Annotated in this window: 23 protein-coding genes; 7 read left to right on the top strand and 16 right to left on the bottom strand. The window is 36.8% G+C overall.

Annotation, left to right across the window (positions count from 1 at the left end; translation table 11 throughout):
* Positions 1-12: 12 nt before the first annotated feature.
* Genes D1Z92_RS13410 through rlmD form a run of 4 tightly spaced genes read right to left on the bottom strand, consistent with a single transcriptional unit; the run spans position 13 to position 3801 of the window.
* The gene (locus D1Z92_RS13410; RefSeq protein ID WP_128896180.1) at positions 13-810 is read right to left on the bottom strand and encodes an ABC transporter ATP-binding protein; all 798 of its coding nucleotides are present in this window, start codon (positions 808-810) and stop codon (positions 13-15) included.
* A complete protein-coding gene (locus tag D1Z92_RS17630) occupies positions 810-1700 on the bottom strand; it encodes a glycine betaine ABC transporter substrate-binding protein (RefSeq protein WP_240666730.1) in 891 nt (296 codons plus the stop codon). Before D1Z92_RS17630 ends, D1Z92_RS13410 begins: the two co-directional genes overlap by 1 nt.
* On the bottom strand, positions 1697-2368 hold the full coding sequence (locus D1Z92_RS17625; protein ID WP_240666728.1) for an ABC transporter permease: 672 nt from the start codon (positions 2366-2368) through the stop codon (positions 1697-1699). The genes D1Z92_RS17630 and D1Z92_RS17625 overlap by 4 nt, the downstream gene beginning before the upstream one ends.
* Before the next feature lie 53 nt (positions 2369-2421).
* A complete protein-coding gene (gene rlmD / locus D1Z92_RS13400; RefSeq protein WP_128896179.1) occupies positions 2422-3801 on the bottom strand; it encodes a 23S rRNA (uracil(1939)-C(5))-methyltransferase RlmD in 1380 nt (459 codons plus the stop codon).
* A 436-nt stretch (positions 3802-4237) separates the two neighbouring features.
* On the opposite strand from rlmD, the gene D1Z92_RS13395 reads away from it, so the two are divergent.
* Both D1Z92_RS13395 and D1Z92_RS13390 read left to right on the top strand, forming a co-directional pair.
* Positions 4238-4417 carry a hypothetical protein gene (locus D1Z92_RS13395; RefSeq protein ID WP_128896178.1) on the top strand — a complete coding sequence of 60 codons (180 nt, stop codon included), beginning with the start codon at positions 4238-4240 and terminating at the stop codon, positions 4415-4417.
* A 334-nt stretch (positions 4418-4751) separates the two neighbouring features.
* Positions 4752-6518 carry a B12-binding domain-containing radical SAM protein gene (locus D1Z92_RS13390; protein WP_128896177.1) on the top strand — a complete coding sequence of 589 codons (1767 nt, stop codon included), beginning with the start codon at positions 4752-4754 and terminating at the stop codon, positions 6516-6518.
* An 870-nt stretch (positions 6519-7388) separates the two neighbouring features.
* Here D1Z92_RS13390 and D1Z92_RS13385 read toward each other — a convergent pair.
* Both D1Z92_RS13385 and D1Z92_RS17510 read right to left on the bottom strand, forming a co-directional pair.
* Entirely contained in the window at positions 7389-8648 is a 1260-nt protein-coding gene (locus D1Z92_RS13385; protein WP_128896176.1) for a molybdopterin-dependent oxidoreductase, read from the bottom strand.
* 54 nt (positions 8649-8702) lie between these two features.
* Entirely contained in the window at positions 8703-9425 is a 723-nt protein-coding gene (locus D1Z92_RS17510; protein WP_206099760.1) for a DM13 domain-containing protein, read from the bottom strand.
* Positions 9426-9791: 366 nt separating this feature from the next.
* Between D1Z92_RS17510 and D1Z92_RS17885 the strand changes: the two genes are divergently transcribed.
* Positions 9792-9890, top strand: a complete 99-nt coding sequence (locus D1Z92_RS17885; RefSeq protein WP_128896175.1) for a putative holin-like toxin — start codon at positions 9792-9794, stop codon at positions 9888-9890.
* 211 nt (positions 9891-10101) lie between these two features.
* Here D1Z92_RS17885 and D1Z92_RS13370 read toward each other — a convergent pair whose 3' ends face one another.
* The 3 genes from D1Z92_RS13370 to D1Z92_RS13360 form a co-directional block, all read right to left on the bottom strand.
* On the bottom strand, positions 10102-10503 hold the full coding sequence (locus tag D1Z92_RS13370; protein ID WP_128896174.1) for an RDD family protein: 402 nt from the start codon (positions 10501-10503) through the stop codon (positions 10102-10104).
* A 71-nt stretch (positions 10504-10574) separates the two neighbouring features.
* Positions 10575-11627 (bottom strand): sensor histidine kinase, encoded by a 1053-nt coding sequence (locus D1Z92_RS13365; RefSeq protein ID WP_128896173.1) that lies wholly within the window; start codon positions 11625-11627, stop codon positions 10575-10577.
* Positions 11628-11629: 2 nt separating this feature from the next.
* On the bottom strand, positions 11630-12322 hold the full coding sequence (locus D1Z92_RS13360; protein ID WP_128896172.1) for a response regulator transcription factor: 693 nt from the start codon (positions 12320-12322) through the stop codon (positions 11630-11632).
* A 339-nt stretch (positions 12323-12661) separates the two neighbouring features.
* Between D1Z92_RS13360 and cysC the strand changes: the two genes are divergently transcribed.
* Complete coding sequence (gene cysC, locus D1Z92_RS13355) at positions 12662-13273, top strand: adenylyl-sulfate kinase (protein WP_128896171.1); 612 nt, start codon at positions 12662-12664, stop codon at positions 13271-13273.
* Between the two features lie 123 nt (positions 13274-13396).
* Here the strand turns inward: cysC and manA are convergent, their stop codons facing one another.
* The 6 genes from manA to D1Z92_RS13325 form a co-directional block, all read right to left on the bottom strand.
* On the bottom strand, positions 13397-14368 hold the full coding sequence (gene manA / locus D1Z92_RS13350; protein ID WP_128896170.1) for a mannose-6-phosphate isomerase, class I: 972 nt from the start codon (positions 14366-14368) through the stop codon (positions 13397-13399).
* Positions 14369-14443: 75 nt separating this feature from the next.
* Positions 14444-15010: a tRNA 5-(aminomethyl)-2-thiouridylate-methyltransferase MnmM gene (mnmM, locus tag D1Z92_RS13345; protein WP_240666733.1), complete on the bottom strand. Its 567-nt coding sequence runs from the start codon at positions 15008-15010 to the stop codon at positions 14444-14446.
* Between the two features lie 5 nt (positions 15011-15015).
* Complete coding sequence (gene mnmL, locus D1Z92_RS13340) at positions 15016-15978, bottom strand: tRNA modification radical SAM protein MnmL/YtqA (protein WP_128896168.1); 963 nt, start codon at positions 15976-15978, stop codon at positions 15016-15018.
* A 136-nt stretch (positions 15979-16114) separates the two neighbouring features.
* On the bottom strand, positions 16115-16858 hold the full coding sequence (locus tag D1Z92_RS13335) for an ABC transporter permease (RefSeq protein WP_128896167.1): 744 nt from the start codon (positions 16856-16858) through the stop codon (positions 16115-16117).
* A 1-nt stretch (position 16859) separates the two neighbouring features.
* Positions 16860-17843 carry an ABC transporter ATP-binding protein gene (locus D1Z92_RS13330; RefSeq protein WP_164931621.1) on the bottom strand — a complete coding sequence of 328 codons (984 nt, stop codon included), beginning with the start codon at positions 17841-17843 and terminating at the stop codon, positions 16860-16862.
* Between the two features lie 30 nt (positions 17844-17873).
* Entirely contained in the window at positions 17874-18347 is a 474-nt protein-coding gene (locus D1Z92_RS13325) for a MarR family winged helix-turn-helix transcriptional regulator (RefSeq protein WP_128896165.1), read from the bottom strand.
* A 369-nt stretch (positions 18348-18716) separates the two neighbouring features.
* Between D1Z92_RS13325 and D1Z92_RS13320 the strand changes: the two genes are divergently transcribed.
* Together D1Z92_RS13320 and D1Z92_RS13315 are read left to right on the top strand one after the other, a co-directional pair.
* Entirely contained in the window at positions 18717-18896 is a 180-nt protein-coding gene (locus D1Z92_RS13320; protein ID WP_128896164.1) for a hypothetical protein, read from the top strand.
* A 309-nt stretch (positions 18897-19205) separates the two neighbouring features.
* Positions 19206-19421: a hypothetical protein gene (locus tag D1Z92_RS13315; RefSeq protein WP_128896163.1), complete on the top strand. Its 216-nt coding sequence runs from the start codon at positions 19206-19208 to the stop codon at positions 19419-19421.
* An 891-nt stretch (positions 19422-20312) separates the two neighbouring features.
* On the opposite strand, the gene D1Z92_RS13310 is transcribed toward D1Z92_RS13315, so the two are convergent.
* Complete coding sequence (locus tag D1Z92_RS13310; protein WP_128896162.1) at positions 20313-20669, bottom strand: hypothetical protein; 357 nt, start codon at positions 20667-20669, stop codon at positions 20313-20315.
* 321 nt (positions 20670-20990) lie between these two features.
* Here D1Z92_RS13310 and trmB point away from each other — a divergent pair, with 321 nt between their 5' ends.
* Positions 20991-21650, top strand: a complete 660-nt coding sequence (gene trmB / locus D1Z92_RS13305) for a tRNA (guanosine(46)-N7)-methyltransferase TrmB (protein ID WP_128896161.1) — start codon at positions 20991-20993, stop codon at positions 21648-21650.
* The last annotated feature ends 296 nt before the right edge of the window (positions 21651-21946 follow it).

The raw sequence follows: 21946 nt of genomic DNA, 5'->3' as shown, positions 1-21946 counted from the left end.
CGATAATGGCTTTTATTTTTTGCTTTTCATTTCCTCGTATGCAACTTGTAATGCTTCTTCATCTAGTGTTTCCTTAAATCCTTTTAGGCCAATAAATTGCTTTACAAAATCTGTTTTTGGTTTGAAAATAAGTTCATCTTTTGTACCCATCTGTTCTATCTTCCCATTGTTCATGAGAATAATAGTTGTACCGAGTTTAAACGCTTCTCCGATATCATGAGTGACAAAAATGATCGTCTTTTTTAGTTTCCGATGAATAGATAGTAATTCCTCTTGCAATCTTGTTCTTGCGATCTCATCCACCGCACCGAAAGGCTCATCCATCAATATAATATCTGGATCTGCTGCAAGCGCTCTTGCAACCCCAATGCGTTGTTTTTGACCACCACTTAATTGACTAGGATGTCGAGACAATAAATCAGGTGAAAGACCAACAAACTGGATTAATTCTGTTGCTCGTTTGTCTTTGAAGTCTTTATCTTTCTCCCCATTAATATCAAGCACGTACGTGATATTTTTTTTAATGTTCATATGTGGGAAGAGACCCACTTGTTGAATGACATAGCCTATCATGCGTCGAAGTTGAATCGTATCCCATTTATCTATCGATTTGCCTTGTACGGAAATGGTTCCACTAGTAGGTTGAATTAATGTATTAATCATTTTCAGCAGCGTGGTTTTACCACATCCAGAAGGGCCGATTAGTGTAATAAACTCCCCAGCTTCAATGCTTAAGTTAAGGTCATGTATGACAGGGTTACTGCTCTGTTTGTAAGTTTTGCTTACTTGTTGAAACGTAATGATGGACATTAATTTAATATCCCTTTCTCTGAAATAAAGTCCTTAGCTACTTTCGCTGGATCCTGCTTTTCAATCTCTACAAGATAGTTCATGTACGTCATGTCTTCCGTTGAAATGGTATCCGTTAATAGTTCTAATATTTCAGCTAGTTCAGGATATTCCTCTAATGTTTCGTTACGTATTAATGTGGCAGCGTAATAACTTGGGAAGTAATTTTTATCATCTTCTAATACTATCAAGTCGTACTCGGTTAACCTACCATCAGTAGAAAAAATATTAATAGCGTCTACTTCATCTTCTGCTATGGCTTGATATTTTAAACCGATATCCAGTTCTGTTTTTTCATTAAAATCGATCCCGTATATACTTTCCAGCCCTTTATATCCATCCTCACGTTCGAAAAAGTCAAATTCTGCTCCGAATCGCAAGTCACTTCCTTTTTCAGCTAATTGACTATACGTGGTGATGCCCATCTCTTCCGCTAATGATTGTGGTAATGCTAATCCGTATGTATTATTAAATCCATAAAGACCAGACCACGTAATATCAAATTCGCTATCATATTTTGCTTTTACTTCCTGATACAATTGCTGAGGGTCTTCTACAGAAGCTTGTTTCAGCACATCATTCCAACCTGTACCTGTGTACTCGGGGTATATGTCGATTTCCCCTTTTAACATCGCAGGGTGAATATTTTCTGTGCCTCCGCCAATGCCGAGTTTCTTTTCCACACTGATGTCTGTTTTCTCTTCAATTAACATCGCTAACATCTCTACAATTATGTATTGCTCCGTCATCGGTTTGCTAGCAATCACCACACTTTTCTCTTCACTTGAGCATGCTGCTGTACTCACTACAAGCATACAAATAAAAGCTAACGCCACTATTTTTTTCATCATGATTGAATTCCTCCTTCATTGGTTTTACCTAATATACGAATACGTAATCGTTTTTCTATAATACCTAATATGAAATCTGTGACAATGGCTAACAAAGCAACAAGCAAGCTTCCTGCCATAATCATCTCTGTGAAGTAAGTCGTAATGCCTCTCCAAATGGCCACACCCAAACCACCACCACCGATAAATGCAGCAATCGCGGCAAGTGCTATCGTCATAATGACCATCGTTCTAAAACCAGCAAAAATAACGGGTAAAGCTAGTGGAAGTTGTATTTTGAATAGTAATTGCTTCTGTGTTGTTCCCATTCCGATAGCAGATTCAATGATTTGGTTGTCCACTTCGGTAATGCCAACATAGGTATTGCGGATAATTGGCAGCAATCCATACAAACTTAACGCAATAATCGCATTTTTATCTCCTATACCGACTAAGGGGACTAAAATACCGAATAATGCAATCGATGGAATCGTATATAAAAAGTTTGTGGCTGCTAGTACAATGTTTGCTGCGACTTTATTTCTAGTGATGAGGATTCCTGAGGTCACGCCAATGATCGTAATGATGACAATGGCAATAAACGTAATGATGATGTGTTCATAAAGCAACGTTAAAAAAAATTCACTTCTTTCAAAGTACAGAGAAAAAACATCTTTCATAAACTCCATATGGTTCTATCCTCTACTTTCTTTCGCATCATCCATGTTGACATGCAGTTATGCTAATGCTGTTTTGTAAAAAGTACACAGCACTCTACATGGGACGTTTGTGGAAACATATCTACTGGTTGCATAGCACTAATGGTATAGCCGTTTTTTAATAATACATCACTATCTTTTGCTAAGGTAGATGGATTACATGAAACATAGATGAATTTATTCGGTTTATTATCGATGATGGCATGTAATAACTTTTTATCACAGCCTGTTCGTGGTGGATCGACGACAATCACATCAGGACGAAAATGCTGTTTCAACCATTCTGGCAGTAATTGCTCTGCTTTTCCCACGTAAAATCGTACGTTAGTAATGTTATTTAATGACGCGTTGCGTTTGGCGTTGTCAATGGCTTCTGGTATCGTTTCAATCCCTCTCACTTCTTTTGCTTCTTGGGATAGCCATAAACCAATGGTACCTGTACCACAATATGCATCAACGACGGTCTCGTCCCCTTGTAAACCAGCAAATTCTTTTACTGTATTATAGAGCGCAATCGTTTGCGTCGTATTAAGCTGAAAAAAAGCACGCGGAGATAAGGAAAAAACTAATGCATCAAGACGCTCTTCTATCGTTTCTTTTCCCCAAAGTATCGTTGTTTTTTTTCCAAATATAATCGAAGATCTTTCCGGTTGTATGTTTTGAGCGAGGCTGACGACTTCAGGGCAATCTCGACGAATAGCAGCAATCAGTTTCTTCTCCTGTGGTAACGTTTCTTTTGCTGTTACTAGTGTAACTTGACATATTTCATGAAGAGTACTGACGCGAGCAACGATGGTTTTTACGATACCTGTTCGTTTTCTTTCATTGTAAATGGGTATGTTCAACTGCGCTATAATATTAGTAATGGATGTTATCGTTTTGTTTACTACAGGGTGTTGAATTTCGCAATGAGAGATGTCAACGAGCTGATGAGAATGTGGTGCATAGAGACCAGCGATAATCTTGTTCTTCACTCTCCCCAACTGCAATTGTGCTTTGTTTCGATATCCCTTTGGATCACGCATTCCGATGATAGGTCTTAGCGGGAGGTCACTCACATTTGTATATCTTTGGAATGCTTCTCGTAGTATTTCTTCTTTGGCTTGCAATTGAGCTTGGTATTGGACATGTTGAAGTTGACAACCTCCGCATTGATCATACACATCGCATGAAGGCTGTATTCTGTCTTTACTCTTTTTTATGATTTTCACTAAGTTAGCTTTAACGAATGAAGGTGCGATGTGTTCTGCTTGCACTAACACAATTTCCCCCGGAAGCGCATTTGGGATGAAGATAGCTTTTCTTTTAAAATAAGCAACCCCTTCGCCATTAATACCAATACGCTTTACTTCCACTTTCATTTTTTGACCAGGTGTTATATTGACTTGGTGTTTACTATGCATGGTTTACATTCTCTCCAAATAAATAATCATGTCATGACATTCATCACGTTCATGTTATAACTCCTATTATTATAACAGAACAAAAAGTACATTGGAACAAATGGTCGTATGGTGTTTCATAAAATAGTCAAAAGTAAAATGTTAGATGCGTGTATAATTTTTATTAAATTCGATATAATGGAAAATAACAAAATGTAAACGCTGTCATTAAATTATTTTATTTCATTCATAGCATTAAATTTTATTTGGAAATAACATCACGTTAATCTGTATTTAATTTTTAAATCGTACAGTGTATGTAGAGAGATAGAAATATGAAGCATATGAGAGACATCAGATGGTCTCGGCGTAAGTAACATAGCGGAAATGAGTGGGAGAGCTTAGTCGTAAATGTTGATTATAAAACTCAAATATATGGAAAGGAGCATCATGACAAATGATTTTATATAAGATGGCCAAATGGATGGAGCAACGTAACGGAGCAGCAAATTCCCTTGACGAAACGTTAAGTAATCATAAAGAACTTGAGCTAAGTGAAACGGATGTAGAGATGATTAAACAAGTAACTCAGAAAAATCTCATACATAAATCCGAACACTTGCTGAGTGAAAGATAAAGGTAAACGTATGGTTATGCAGTGAAAGAACGGTGTGCAGATAAAGAACGTTATGCAGATAAAGAAACCCAAAACGAAGTGTTAAACCCCAAAAGGCAAAAAGCAATGTTGTTGATGTACAAATGGGATGTAGCACTTTAAAGGGTTTCTTTTTTATGTGTTACGACATTTTATGTTCATGAAAGACAGTTGAAAAAGAACGTAACTATGTATAGTATAATGGTTATGGTTTAAACATAAACGAAAAGAATCAACGATGTATTCAGTAAAAAATGGACATGGTTCATTCCTGTACTTAATCATGTACTTAATTATATAAAAGAGGTTGGATTGGATGAAAGTAGTTGTAACTACATTAAATGCAAAATATATTCATATGTCATTAGCTTTACGATATTTACAGTCATACTGCCAACAAGATTTTGATATGGAAATTGCAGAGTATACGATCAAAGACCCTGCAATGAATGTCGTTTCTGACTTGTATAAGAAAGAAGCGGACGTTATCGGTTTTTCTTGTTACATTTGGAATATGCAAGAGACGATTACACTCATTAAAATGCTCAAGAAAATTTCACCACAGACAAAAATTGTGCTCGGTGGTCCTGAAGTGTCCTACGATACAGCAGAATGGATGGAGAAAATACCAGAAGTGGATTTCATCGTCATGGGTGAGGGAGAGGAGACGTTCCATCACTTATTGTCTGAAATAAAAGGAGAGCAGAAATATCACTTTGTATTTGGTATTGCATATCGAACAGGACAAGAGGGAGAGGAGATCGCTGTAAATCCCCCTCGTCAAAAGCTAGCTCTGGATGATATTCCATCACCGCATCGCTCACCATTAGATGTACCTCAATTGCAAAATCGAGTGGTGTATTTTGAGACTAGTCGTGGATGTCCGTTCAGCTGTCAATTTTGTTTATCCAGTATTGAAGTGGGTGTCCGCTATTTTAGTATGGAGCGAACGAAACAAGATATATTGTATTTGATAGCATCGGGAGCCAAATTAATTAAGTTTGTGGATCGTACGTTTAATATTAAAAGAGATTACGCGTTAGAAGTGTTTGAATTTCTTATTGAAAATCATCAAGGTTGTGTATTTCAGTTTGAGATTACAGCAGATATTATGCGACCAGAAGTATTGAATTACCTAGCTGAACATGCACCTCCAGGTATTTTTCGTTTCGAAATTGGTGTGCAGTCTACAAATGATGCCACGAATGACATCATTCAACGCAGACAAAATTTTGATAAATTATCAAGAACCGTCACCACGATTAAAAACAGCGAAAAAATTGATCAGCATTTAGATCTCATAGCGGGATTGCCAGAGGAAGACTATGCTACATTCCGCAAAACATTCAATGATGTATTTGCACTGAGACCAGAAGAGTTGCAATTAGGATTTCTTAAAATGTTAAGAGGGACAGGGCTTCGTCACAATGCAGAAAAATACGGGTATCGTTATATGGACACACCTCCGTATGAAATGCTTTCTAATGATAAGATGCCGTTCTCTGATATCGTGCGTATTAAGCAAGTAGAAGACATACTAGAAAAATATTGGAACGCACATCGATTAGATCATACCGTGGAGTATTTGATACAACATGTTTTTGAAAGTCCATTTGATTTCTTCCAGCAGTTTGGAGCGTATTGGGAAGCGCAAGGATGGCAGCGAATTGGGCATCAGTTAGAGCATTTATTTACTCGATTGCATGCTTTTCTTCATCAGGCAGAAGTAAACGATATGGATGTTATTCTCAGCTTAATGAAATACGATTATTATTTGAATCATAATTATAAACCGCGAAAAGTTTGGTGGGATAAGCAACTAGACAAAGGTGATCATACGTATTGGATGCAGAAATTAGCTGATGATCCATTTGTCGTCTCTGCTGACTTCGCCAACTTAGAAATGAATGAAAAAGATTTACGTAAACATGTCGCATTAGAAATGCTCTCTTTCGACTTAGAAACATATTTGCAGACAGGAAAAGTGGATAAAGAAGTAAATTCCCTACTTATTTCACTATACCGATTAGGCAAAGTAGATACGTATATGGCAAAAGTCAAACAAGCTGATGTTGTTACCTAGTTGCAATTTGAATGATAATGAAGAACGATAATGAAGGTTAAGTTTCGAATTAATCATTCAACATTCAACATGAATATAAAAAACTGCTTCTACATCAAGAAGCAGTTTTTTATGATGAAAAAAATATGTAAAGCTGTAAAACGTATCTTTGTAATGTGAGACGTATAACGTAGTCTTGTAAATGTATGATGTTCTAAATAATTTAAAAGAAAAAACAAAAATTAACATGATGTGTATCTTGTACATGTTTAACCGCATTACCTTTATTTCTAATGTGAAAAATTGAACATCCTTCACAGTCAACTGTAGTAGGGACATATTCATCTAAATAAATAGTACTAACAGAGCTATCTAATGATCTTGCATGCAAAACAATTTGTTCTAAAATCTTTTCATCATAATAGTTAGACTCTATCTGATATGTTGGTGATTCATGGTGAGAAACGTCAATTTTAACCCAATTTTTAATATCATAATTTAGTATATATCCACACTCTTCACATTTTAGCAGTCAAAACAACTCCCTCTTTACTAATGTATAAGTTGAATTAATTTGTTAAACCAACTTATTACCACGATGCATAAGATGGAGAAATCTCAACATCACACTCTTTACGCCTGGCTACTGAGGCGTAAACTTGTGTTAGATCATTTTTTCATCTTATATACATACAGGAAGCGTTTATATTTTATTTGGTAGTTCTTTTTCTGAAAGCTAGTAATCTGTTCACAACGTACATCATGATAAACATAACAGTCAATATGAATATGGACCGTTATAAATGAAATGTTGTGACTTAACAATTATAGCCTTCGGAATATGTCTAAGGATAGGTTTTTACTAGTGAAAAAACCTTCAAAACATCTTTCCTATACCCAAGCATCTTTACTGTAACCTCTTTGTTCCCAATAGCCATCATGCTCATTTTCAATCAATTCAATAGATTGCACCCATTTCACTGATTTATACGCGTACATTTTAGGTACCACTAATCTAACCGGCCCCCCTAGTTTTTGAGGTAAAGGTTTTCCATCTAATAAAACAGCTAACATCACATCTTTCATAGCAGCCTGTTCTAACGTTAATGTATCGGTATAAACACCATCACCCGAAATAAATTTAACGTATTTTGCTCTCTTATCGATGCTGAGCGTATCAAGTAAATCGGATAAAGTAATTCCTTCCCATGTACATTGGTACACAGACCAACCAGTCACACAATGAAAATCGCTAACTTGAACGACTCTTGGTAATTTTAAAAACTCATTCCAGTTGTATTGGATGCTTTGCCCGACTAAACCACCAATCGTAAACGTCCATCCTACGGAATCAAATTGCGGTATTTCAGTAACCGTATATATTCTAAAGTTACCTTTTGCACCGCCGCCTATGACTTTTTGTGAATCAATTTGAGGGTTTGGTGGAGGTAACATATTATTTCTATCATTTACCCAGTATTCTGCAAGCTTTTCCCCACCAGTGTCCGTGGCTTGCTTTAACCAACGGTAAAAATACGGACCTATAGCTAATAGCAAAACGCTGACTACAGATATTTTAATAAAAGAACGACGAGATATAGGGGGGGGATTTTGGTGTCGTACCTCAACGATTTCTTTATTTTTCAACTCTTGTAACTTTAAGTTATCTACTTTATCGATAATCGTTCTTTTTGCTTGTTTTTTGACCCATCTTAACCTTGTTATGGAGTGGTAAATAATATAAGGAACTCCTATCCAAGTCAGTATATCATGCCATAATAAGGCTCCATTCACCCATGAAGGTGGGAACTGTCGATATTGCCATAGAATAATACCAGATACGGACCATCCGATGATGAGAAAGAGAACAATGATGAGGTTAATCCACTGCGCATATTTACGCCTTATCTGTTTCACATGCTTTTTTAGCAAAGGAAGGTAAAGGAGAAGAAGGAGGATAGAAACGATACCAAATATAACATGTGCTTGCTTGATAACGCTTCGAATAACGCCCAGCTCTCGCATCACAGGTGTAAATAACACAATACCTGTGATCGTCAAGGCTAATATTGTCCAAGCGTTCCAGCGGTGTAAGCTAATTAACTTTTTTCCAAATGCAAGCGATTTCCATATCCATTTTTTACGTTCCATTCTTTCATCCCCCTTCATTCTTTACACGGTCTATCATTCTCTTTGTTTATTATATTACATTTCAGTGGTTAATGTTGCATATCCGAAATCAACACTAAAAGATTTGCAGTAAATAACGACTTTGTTATAAGTAGATAAATCAATTCCGTCAGGAAGCTCGTAGTTTTGATCACCAACATTTCCTTTTAGCTTACCTAAGCTGATGCCATCACTGGTTGCTTCTGCATCAGATGAGACTAAATATACATACAAGTCTGGGCCATTTGTCGTCTCAAAATTTTCAAATCGCAAATAGTTAGTATCTTCTCCAACTATCGTATAGGCATTTCCACTAGCGGAGTGATCATCGTCTGCATTTACGAAGTCACCAGAAAAAGTAGCACTCATTGTATCTTCCATCATTTCATCGTTCATGTCTTCGGACATACCGTCTTTGTCTTCCATCATTTCATCGTTCAAGTCTTCGGACATGCCGTCTTTGTCTTCCATCATTTCGTCGTTCATGTCTTCAGACATACCGTCTTTGTCTTCCATCATTTCGTCGTTCATGTCTTCAGACATACCGTCTTTGTCTTCCATCATTTCATCTTTCATGTCTTCGGACATACCATCTTTATCTTCCATCATTTCATCGTCTTTCATTTCATCTGACATAGCTGCACCTGGTACAGGTTCATTAACAACATCATCTATGAATAGCGGGGATACTAGCCACCATCCTACAGCCAATATTCCAACACCAACTACACCAAGACCTAATTTTTTCCATAAGTTCATGTTCAACATTCCTTCCATTTATCATATTTTCAATCCCTAATGAAAATATACAGAAAGAAACTTAATAAAGGATAATCAAATTATTAACAAAGTATTAAATGCATCCGTTAAATAAATAATAATTAAAAACACCGCTTACGGTCCTATGTGACCAAGAGCGGCGTTTTAATGCTATGGAACATTTCGAAACACGAGTATTTTCATCTTACTACACTCTTATTTTCTCGTACGTTCCGTTATTCTATATTATTGAATAAACAAAATATGCTGAAAAATAGATGTACCAAGGCTTTAATGATACAATAAAAATTAAGTACATAGATTCAAGGGTGGTCGGCGTACTTCCTCACAGTAGGAGGTGATGCCATGAAAGTATACGAAGTGATATCCCTGATTTTGAAGTTTGGGACATTTCCTATTGCGTTGCTTTCGTTTATTGTGGTATTAATCAACACAATAAAATAGACCTCCCATAGAGTTTGGTCGCTCTGGAGGTCTATACCCTAGACGCTGACTGCTCTTAAAAAAGCAATCTATTGTACTGACCGTTAGGTGTCCAACCACCTGGCGGTTTTATTATTGTATCCCATTGTTAATCTTATTATATCACAAACAATTGATAAGTTGAATGATCTTGACTGAGGGGTGATAAATGATTCTTTCCTATAATATTAATTTAAGGCTTATCGTAAGTGACATACGTACCAGCTATAAAGTCATGTAGACTTCGTCTATCGTCACGCACCACAACCATAATGGCACTGACAATAAAACCTATACCTAAAGTAATCCCATAGACTATGGCAGCAACCACTAATCTGAGCAACATAGTGATGAAGGTAACCTTACTTCCGTCGGTTTTTAGTATACGGATACCTGCCATACGTTTTCCAACGGTATATCCATACCAAATGATAGGAACAAAGAAGCTATATAACATGCTTAGAGTACTGCTATACCAATTGTCCTCCCATAATGACCCTGTAAAGATAAAGCTTAGGGGAAAGAAAATAATAATGGTGTCTAATAAATTTGCTCCAAAACGAATGAGAAAACCAGCAGGATTATTAATTTCCATATTGCATAAGACTCCTTTTCATTTGACTATTTCACCAGTGAAAGATAGTGTATTGATATATTTTTTCTAAGTTAAACTTCTTTTTTTTCTTGTATGGGGAGTTTAAACCAAAAACATGTCATAGATTCTTGTGGGGTTACACCAATCTGTCCACCATGAAGCTCTACAATCGATTTGCAAATAGCAAGACCTAAACCTGCCCCTCCATTGCCATGCACACGTTGACGGGATTGATCTGCACGGTAGAAACGTTCAAAAATCTTAGACTGCTCTTCTTTTTCCATGTCCATGTGACCTTCATTACAAATTTGAACTTGAATACTTTCTTTTTCCTCAGTAACAGAAATATGAATATGCCCACGTTCATGCGTAAAATTAATCGCATTGTCCATTAAATTGGCAAGTACGCGATCGATTTGGTATGGCATCATCGGTATGCGTGGAAGTTGGTCAGGCACATCTACTTTCACTTCTATCTTTTTGCGCTCTAACTTCAATTGAAAACTTTGCAGCACTTCAAACAATCTACTTTCCATATGATGTAGCTCTGGTTCAAACGTATCTGCTTTAGAATCCAAACGGGATAGTAAGAATAGATCATCGATTAAACGGCTTAATCTGCTCGTCTCCGTCCCGATGGTCTCTAAATATTTTTGCCTTGTCTGTTCATCTTGTATGACATCGTCTTGTAGCGCTTCGACGAACGATTGAATGGATGTCATCGGTGTACGTAAATCATGGGAGACATTAGCTACAAGCTCTACACGTGCTTGTTCTGATGCTTGTACTTTTGCAAAGCTGTCATCCAGTTTGCGACTCATTTCATTAAACTGCTTGGCTAGTGACTGGAATTCTAAAGGTCCAATTTGCGGAACAGTTTCTTTAAAATTATTTTCAGATATATGTTTTGCAGTACTCGTGATGATAGAAATTGATCGTTCAATCGGACGAGTAATAATAAAATGAATGACAAATGACATGATGCCAGAGATAATGGTAACGGTAGATATAAAAATCGTTTTATCCAAAGGTAAATACATTCTTTGGTAACTGATATATAAAAAGATGAGAATCGTCATAATGCTAATGCCATTACAAATTAACAAGTATGTTCTTAGTTTCATCCTTATTTCAACCCTTCAAATTTATATCCGATACCCCATACCGTCTTGATATATGTCGGACTAGAAGCATCTTGTTCTAACTTTTCTCGTAACTTTCTAATGTGTACGGTTACGGTTGTCATGTCCCCTAAGAAATCAATATTCCAAACATGCTCTAACAATTGTTCTCTTGAAAATACTTGACCAGGATGCTCGGCGAGATAGAGTAGGAGATCAAATTCTTTCATCGTTAGATCAACTTTATGACCCCGTACAACGACGGAACGCTCAGATGGATGTATTTCCAAATCGTCAAAGCGAATACTCTGGTTTGTATCTGCTGTTGGTGTAGATTTCAATCTTCTTAAAATCACTTTGACACGTAATACGAGCTCTTGTGGACTAAATGGTTTGGTTAAATAGTCATCTGCACCTATCGTGAGGCCTAATAGTCGATCACTTTCTTCGCCTCTAGCCGTTAGCATAATGATAGGAACGTCACTTTCTTCTCGAATGGCTTTGCACAGCTGCCAACCATCCATCTTGGGCATCATTAAATCAAGGATTAACAATTGAGGACTCTTCTTTTTCCATTTATCCAGTGCTTCTTCGCCATCATGTGCAACATGACAGGTAAAGCCCTCACGTTCTAGATACCTTTTACATACATCGGTAATATTAACCTCATCATCGGCAATTAAAATGGGGGAAGACAACGTATGGTACACCTCTTTTTTTATGATATTTCTTTATCATAACGTGTGTTATCGATTTCGTCTAATTTCTCTTGCTATTCTTTTTCATTTTTTTCAATGATTTCTTTTTAATGTTGTGCATGGTGTTCTTAATTTTTAATCATTAGCATAACATTTTTTGTATTTCATATGATGTATAACTCATGTGATTGCTAAACGTATTTGTTAAAATAAATACAAGATGGAGAAATAATGGAGTGCACTTTTACATCACGTTGTTGATTGTGATAGTGAGAGTCATATTTCTTCATTTTATATCGTCATCGCTTCACGACTTTTACTATTTAGGAGTGGTCTTACATGTCGAAAATGCATCATTCTCATATTTCATGGCAGCATGGGCATGTAACGAAGCAAGATAGGCAAAAATTAAATGGCCATCCAAGCTATTTGCTGTGGTTTACGGGCCTTTCCGGTTCCGGAAAATCAACATTAACGATACAGTTAGAAAAAAGGCTTATCAACCAAAACATGCACGTATTTATTTTGGATGGAGATAATATTCGCCATGGGTTGAATAAAAATTTAGGTTTTTCACCAGAAGATCGTACGGAAAACATACGCAGAATAGCGGAAGTATCCAAGTTGATGGTGTCAGCAGGGGTTGTTACGTTAAGTGCTTTTATTTCTCCTTATCGTGCGCAAAGGCAAATGGTGAAAGATATTATGGATGATGGGGATTGTATCGAAATCTATGTGCAAGCTAATTTAAGAACTTGTGAAAAGCGTGACTCCAAAGGGTTGTATGAGAAGGCTAGAAAAGGCGAAATACGTAACTTTACGGGTATCGATGCTCCGTATGAAGAACCTGAGTCACCAGATCTTATTGTAAACACAGAAAAATATACGATCAAACAATCTGTGGATCGAATATATCAATATTTACTAAATAAAAATCTAGTTAAAAAATAAATAAGTGCTGACACGAGGAGAAAAAATAAGCAATACCTTCTACGTTACGATGAAAGAGAAGGTATTGCAACAAGAGTCATATATAACTATAAATTGGCATACACCTGCTTGAATGACTACATATTATGATTTCGGCACATAACTTCTGAGTACGGTCATGGAGCCAGTTAATGTGTAGTTTCCTAAATTAGCAGGAATTAAAATAGCATCCCCTTCTTTTAAAGAAAGCGATTCTTCTTCCCACTCTAATGTTCCAGCACCTTCACATACAATGTGAATGACGAAGCTGTCTTCTTCACTTTGTAAAGACCATGAATGCTCCAACTTCCCTTTTTCCACGATGAAATATGGTGAAGCACATAACGTTAACCACTGCTTTTCCGCCGCTAACGCTGTTTCTTTCTGAAATGCTCCATCGTTGGTCACATTCGTTACATGAATGGAGTCTTCAATATGTAGCTCCCGCATCTTGCCATCTAATCCAGGTCGATTGTAATCATATATACGATATGTGGTATCCGAATTTTGCTGAATTTCTGCTACTACGACACCTGCTTTTAACGCGTGTACTGTTCCCGCTGGAATGTAGAACGTATCTCCCGCTTTGACAGGCACTTCACGTAGATGGGACATGATGTGGTTTTCTTCGATCGCTTTTTTGAAATCTTCTTTTGTTGTGTTTTCTTTTAAACCATAAATGATACTCGCTCCTGGTTTAGCGGATATCACATACCACATCTCTGTTTTACCCAATTCTTGTTCTGCTAGATGCTCATATTCATCTGTCGGATGTACTTGTACAGATAAGTCATCTTGACAGTCCAACAATTTAACGAGTAACGGAAATCTCCCTGTCTTTTCTGAAAATCCTCGCTTTCCAAAAAAGGACGGACCTACCTTTTCTCGCACTTCATCCAACCCTAAACCTGCAAGTTCTCCATTGATTACTTTCGATGTACCGTTGGCATGATCACTAATGACCCATGCTTCCCCGATATTGCCGTCAGGCATGTCAAAACCGAATTGCTCTAGCGCTCGTCCTCCCCAAATACGTTCTTTCATCTCTGGTTTGAATTTTAATGGATAAGCTTTCATGGTTTCTCTCTCCTTTTTGATCATCAAGTTATCAAGTTGCTATAAAGTTGCTTAAGTGATGTGATCATTTCTCTTCTATTTTTTTTCTATCGCTATTAAAAATGGAGAAGAACGGCTTACATTGGTGAATGATACACTCAATACTTTAAACGCTTCCTGTGGCAAGGAGGCAGTCCATGAGGAAACAGCTTCTGCTTCTTCTGCTCCTCCTTCATGACCAGGATACAGCACGATAGTCACGATTCCATCTCTTTTTAATAGCTCTAGTGCTTGCTTTACGGCTTGTATGGATGTGTCAGGTGTTGTGATCGCTGTTGAATCTGTATGTGGCAAATATCCAAGATTAAACATTACAGCACTAATGTGACCATGGTAAGAAGGGGCAATCATTTCACTCATGTGAGCATGACTGGTCTGAAACAAATGAACCCCTTCATGATCATGATTCTCTTTTTGCAAACGTTGTTGTGTCCGTTCCAAAGCGATATCTTGAATATCGAAGCCAAAGACAGTGCCTTTTTCTCCAACTAGTTTCGTAAGGAATAAGGTATCTACACCGTTGCCGATGGTGGCATCAATGACATGGTCCCCTTCCTTCACACGTTGCTGTACGTGAAAATGTGCCTGAGACAGTATGGACATGAAACTCAAGTGACGACACTCCTTGCGAAGTGCTTTCCTTGCCAGCTGTTGCGTCTTTTTAGTTCGTCATCGATGGCATTGAGTACTTCCCATTTTTTTAAACTCCACGTTGGGCCAATGAGCAGGTCACGAGGTGCATCACCTGTAAGTCTGTGCACAATCATTTCCGGTGGCAATAATTCTAATGAATCTACGATCAGCTTAACGTACTCGTCTTTTTCCAAGAAGCGAAGCAGTCCGTCTTTCCATTGTCTAACCATCGGTGTTTTTCGCATCAGATGAAGTAAATGAATTTTAATGCCTTGAACATCCATATGGGAAACGGCCTTCAACGTTTCCATCATCATCTCATGGGTTTCTTGGGGAAGACCATAAATGATGTGGCTGCAAATGCGAATGTTGTGTTTTCTTAACTTTTCTACTGCTTCATAGTAACAGTCTGTGTCGTGGGCACGAACAATTAGATCTGATGTTTTATCATGGATGGTCTGCAACCCCATTTCCAACCATAAATACGTTCTTTCGTTTAACTCTGCTAAATATTCGATGACGTCATCTGGCAAGCAATCTGGGCGCGTGGCAATGGATAGCCCCACAACACCGGGTTGTTTCAAAATCGCTTCGTAATATTCACGTAACGTATCTACAGGAGCGTACGTATTCGTATAGGCTTGAAAGTAGCCGATATATTTAGCATGCTGCCATTTTTGATGCTGTCGATCACGAACGGTATTAAATTGCGTAATCAGATCATCGCGACGACTTCCAGCAAAGTCACCTGATCCTCTCGCGCTACAAAAAGTACAACCGCCCTGCGCAATGGTTCCATCGCGATTAGGGCAGGTAAAACCTGCATCAAGCATTACTTTAAACACTTTCGTGTCGAATTGCTTTCTCATCTCATAATTCCATGTATGAAACCGTTTTTCTCCCCACATCGTGGGTTGTTCATGATGATCCAAACTCATTTCGTATACTCCTCATATCTGAAGTCCGCGCTATAGTACCTAAGCGGTCACCCTCTCATTTTAGCAAAAAAGTATGCTGCGTGAAAATAAGAAGTTGGGGATACACTTTTTTTCCACCTTCACAAAACGATGGTGCTTACGATTCTCTTTTGAATAAAGGGATAGCTATACTTAACATTACCGCGGAAAATGCAAGTAATACAGACAAATTTACCAAAGGGGAAAAAGTGGACTGATCTAACAGGATATAACGCAATAAATCTACGCCGTAAGTGAGAGGATTCATGTATAACAAAGGAGTCAGCCATGTTGGAGCGGATGGAATAGGATAGACAGCACCACTTAAAAAAAACATCGGAAGTAATAAAAAGTTCACGATAGAGCCAAAGCTTTCGAAGCTAGTTAACTTACCTGCAATCACAATGCCTAGCGTGGCAATACTAAAGCCGATAATGAACATAGCGATTAATGCGTAAAAGGAAGACAGTAAGGGGATAGAGAGACCGATGAAAGGGAGGAAGATGAAGGTGAGTGCTCCTTGTAATGTAGCAATCGTACTTCCGCTGCACGCTTTTCCTAACACGACAGCAGTTCTAGGTACAGGAGAAACTAAAATTTCCTTCAAGTAGCCAAATTCTCGATCCCACACAATCGAAATAGCAGACTGCATCGCGGCAAATATAATACTCATACTGACAATGCCTGCAAAAATATATTGAATGTAATCCACGCCTTGGATGGGCTGTACAATAGGTTTTAAACCACCACCCATAATGAGGAGCCATAGCATAGGGCGGACGATAGAACTAATAAAATGTGAGCGTACTCGAAAAAACTTTTTCATGTCTCGAAGCCAGATGCCGTATATGCCATTTCCCATCTTATTTTTTCATCCTTCCACGAATGTCCCAAGATTGTTTTAACACATCTCTCGCTTGGTGGTGTTCCTCTCTTACTCCTTTTCCCGTCAATTGTATAAATACATCATCCAGTGTAGGCTTATGCACATTTAATGATTGAACGGTAATGTGGGTTTCGATAAGAGAGGATAAAAAAGACTCGGCATCTGCTACTTTAAAAATGAGGAGGTTGTCTTTTTTGCTATATTGTAACGAGGCAACCTTTTGTTGCAGCTTCTGTATTAGTTGTTCTTTCTCTTTCGTTTCAATCGTAATGGTACAATCTCCGATTTGGCTTTTTAATTGCTGTGGAGAGCCTTCCGCCTTGATCGTTCCTTCATCCATAATAAGCAGATGATCGCAATATTCGGCTTCTTCTAAATAATGGGTCGTTAATAATACGCTCAATCCTTTTTCTTTTTGTAAATATTGAATTAACTCCCACAGCAAGCTTCTACTTTGCGGATCTAATCCTGTCGTAGGTTCGTCTAGAAACAGTAACTTAGGTTGATGCAGCAGCGCTCGTGCGACTTCCAGCCTTCTTTTCATCCCACCTGAAAACGTCATCACTTTTTTTCGTTGATGCGGGAGTAAGGATAAGAGCTCTAGCAAGGTGTGAATGCGTTTTTTCCTCTCTTGACGCGGTATTTGATAAAACAAACAGTGCAGTTCCATATTTTCTTTTGCCGTCAGATGGTGATCCAAGCTAGGTTCTTGAAATACAAATCCTATTCGTTTTCTTACTTCATGACCTTCTTTTATACTATGAAATCCATCGATGTAAGCAGTACCAGAAGACGGTTTCATCAAAGTGCTTAACATTTTCATGGTGGTGGATTTTCCAGCTCCATTTGGCCCCAGTAATCCATATATTTTTCCTGCTGGCATGGAAATGTTGACGTCATCTACCGCATGAAAAGTTTTAAATTGCTTACACAACTGTTGAGTGTGAAGTATAAGGTTCAATGGCATCATCCTCCTTTGGTAGGAAATGCTTTAGCTTTCTGATTCTATGTCTTGCTCCATGTTGATTAGTTTTGTGCATTGTATGACATCATGTGTTAATGCTTCTATTGTATGTAGAGGTATGGATTGAAGATGTTTTTCCAAGTTCTTTTTCCACTTTTCGTCTATCGTGGTGAACACTTGTTTTCCGGAATCTGTAAGGATAACATACACGATTCGCTTATCTTTGCTAAGTCTTCCTCTGCTAACCCAATGCTGTTTTTCTAAACGATCAATCATCGGGGATATCGTGGCAGGGTTGACTTGCATCCGTTCTGCAAGCTGACTGATCGTGATGGGACCTAATGAAGCTAAATCGTTCAAAATCGTAAATTGTTGCATCGTGAGTTTCACTTCACTTTTTTTTATTTCGGTATGCAATGTGGCTCTGATGGAGTCTGAAATCAATTGAATCGCACGTGTAAATTGTTCTATATGCGCAGCGGTATGTTGGTGTTCTGGCATGTTGCATCACTCCTTTATTGAAATAATAAACGAAAAATAATTCATTTAGTTAAACTAAATATATTGTATTTATTTTCGAAAAAATGTGCAACAAAAATGTGAATTTATTTAGAAAATACAATTGTAATACGTAACATTTCATGTTATATTCTAAATATAATATAAAACTGAATATTTCTTGACATGTATGGTACCACTTTATGATTTCGTCATTGTTTAAATTTTCTTAATTTTTCGTTTTTTATATTTTTAGTCACGTTGCTGAATGAGAGACTATTTTATTTTACACAGGGTGAGTATAGCTAATGTTGGGAATCATAATGTTAAGCAAATGTAAGGTCAATTAAAGTTCTAGCGTGAGGTGATCAAATGGAAAACACAGTGAAAATTCCGCAAGGAGAAAACAAAATTAAAGTGGAATTAACTTTGAAAGAAGCCATTGCATTAACAGGAGTTCATTTCAAACATGATCCAGAATTAGTTCATCGTGCAAGAAAGAAATTGAAGCAGACGATTACGGAAGTAACGAACGAAGAAGCAGTACACTAGAAACAGAATACAATACTATATTTTAATAAATGAAGTCACCTGCATGCATCGTATGCAGGTTTTTTTGACTTCTACATAGGCTGCATGATTATATTTTGCCTAGATCGTTGACTGTCAGCTATCTTAGTGAGTTCTCATTCCAATAATAATATTATTTCCATCTAGGAAGCATTAACTTGCCGATAAAATCTTTCCATTACCTTCTATATAACTTAGGTGCAAAATAACCACTAAATTCATCTATATATCAACCCTATATGGTTATGTTAGTTTCACTATTTTCCAAACATAATGGTATGCTTCTAATGATTGCAAAGTGAATATTCCTCCACCACATACAAGTGGAGAAAAGTTACTCGTATAGACGGAAATCCAACTCCTGGAGATGGACAAATTTCAGGACAATGGAGCAGTGAAGACAAGTTTCTCGTTGTGATGGAAACCTATGCGATGAATGAAGCACAATTAGCGGATTACTGTAGAAAAAAAAGGCTGTATGTGGAACAGATTAAAGTGTGGCGGTGAAATGTGACAACTATCTTGACAAACACCGCTAATATGGATGTCAAAGATGATCAAGCTTTAGATCAACTGATGCCATGGTCCATTCGCTTTTCCTTTAACTTGTCGCGTATTCAATAGCAATAACTAATACGATAATACTATAGTCCTCATCTACTTAAAAGGTGGGGACTATTTGTCGTTCACCTTAAATCTATTATATTATTTCAAGGCAATTTCTATCTTACATAGCATAGAAAAATGGATCACCAGAGAAGAAATGAGAGTTTACAAAGTTGGGAAATACGCAGTTTTTCGGAATGTTTCAATGACGTAAAGACACCGCTCACGGTCAAATCTAGACGTGAACGGTGTTTTATAATTTGTAAAATTATGGGTAATTCATTAAGTTAATTAACTTCAAATAAATTAACAATATCATCCCATTCTTTTTTATCTTTACTACTAATTACACTATTGTTTCTTGTAGATAATTCATAATGATCGTCTTCTTCATTTAAGAAAACAATATATTCTTCCATCATTTCAACATTAGATGGTAAAGCAATAGTTTCAGTTGAAACTTCCCCTTTATAATTAGCTGTAACAACAAACTCAACAACTTTTATCGTGTTATTTTCTGCAATTATTTTAGTTGGTGTTATTTGCGCAATGTGTTGAGAGATATTGATTAATTCTTCGATATTATCGACACTATCTACTATCTTTTTGTCTGGTTGTCTTGCTTCTTCTATAAATGAAATCGAAACATTAAAATGTTCAGCAAGTTCTTCATTTGAGACGGATTTTGTATTAGCTGGAATTAGAGATATACCATTATAATTCTCATCAATGTTTACAATCCCTTTTTCTTTATCAAAGGTAGTGTAATTTGTATTTGGATAGTATACACTTTCATAATTCTAAATAAAGTAAGTATTTGTTGTCATATTGTAGATCTTCTAATGAGGTTAAATAAACGTCAATAATTTCATTAGAAGAAAGTTCTCCCTTTAACGTTTGTTCTACTTGAAATTCGAATTTAACAAAATTTGAGTTTTCTTCTTCATTTACTATTTCCCCAATAACTATATCTGTAGCGTATAAGGTTAGATCAGAGACATTATCAAATGTAATGTGTTCACTTGTGCCTATAACTGTCATTTTATTTTTTTTCTCATCTGCATCTGCTTCATTAAACAAATTCAATGAAGTAAACAATACAAAAACAGATAACATACCCATTAATGTTAATAATTTATTTTTTTTCATTTTTTTAAATTATCCTTTAATAAACTTAAGCTATATGGTTTTTATCCTGTAAGAGGGATTGTAATCGACTGTATTTGTTGACCACATTGTATCATTCTTATCATCAGAATGCCCGAACCAAACTAACGCTTGACCCATTTCATGAACTGTTGTTCTTTTATTTTCCTTTTCAAATAACTATTAGTTTTATTTGGTTTATAAATATTTGTTTTTAACATGACGTTAAATATCACCATGAAAAAGGTGCTTTACATTTCTTCATAACAAAGTAAAATAAGATGAGATAAAAGTGATTGTACTAACGGTATGGAGGTCTCATACATGAGATTAAGAAGAAGAAAAGACACGACAGATTATTTGCAAAACGAGAAGCAATGTATTGTACTAGATCCAACAGCATATAAGGGAAGATGGCATGAATTTTTCAACAATGACCATCCCATTCATGTGGAATTAGGCATGGGGAAAGGCTCCTTTGTAAGTAACATGAGTCATCAACATCCGCATATAAATTATATTGGCATTGACTTGTACGATGAATTAATACGTAAAGCAAGTGAAAGAGCACATGAAGTACACGGAGATGAAGTGAAAAACTTAGGGCTTGTCATGTACAACATTGAGGAATTAGAGCATATTTTTGCATCATCTGAAATTGATCACATTTATTTGAACTTTAGTGATCCATGGCCTAAAAAAAGACATGCTAAAAGACGGTTGACGCATCCAGATTTTTTACAAAAATATCGTGATGTACTACGTGAAACTGGTACGTTACAATTGCGTACGGATTCCGAAACGTTATTTGAATTCTCTTTAAATAGCTTTGCATCCACAAACATGCAGTTGAGTAATATAAGTTTAAATCTGCATCGGGACGAAGAACCAGAGAACCACGTGTACACGGAATATGAAAAAAAGTTTGTATCACAAGGTAAACCGATATATCAATGTCAGGGAACATTTGCAAAGCATAAGTAAAGCTCGAATAACACTGTGTGATTTATAAAACCAAATATTAACATACAAACAACCTGTTTTGACACAGCATAAGATGGAGATGACGGCTTCAAGGGAGCATTGGTCATCGTAAGCAGTTTTTAAAACACTGCTACCTCTTCCTGTAAAGCAGGTTTTTTTGTGATGTTTTCATTGCTTGATTTGCCTTTTAGAAAGGATACAAGCTGACAGGGTTTGTACCTATTTTTTGCATGAACCCAAGCAGAGCAAGCAGATAAGACATACATATAGCATTGTAAGCTGTTCTCTGTATCCTT

It is taken from the genome of Longirhabdus pacifica (genome assembly GCF_004115085.1).
Lineage (GTDB): Bacteria > Bacillota > Bacilli > Paenibacillales > DSM-105158 > Longirhabdus > Longirhabdus pacifica.
The sequence above is the reverse complement of the archived record's forward strand: the minus strand, read 5'-3'. Positions and strand labels throughout refer to the sequence as shown.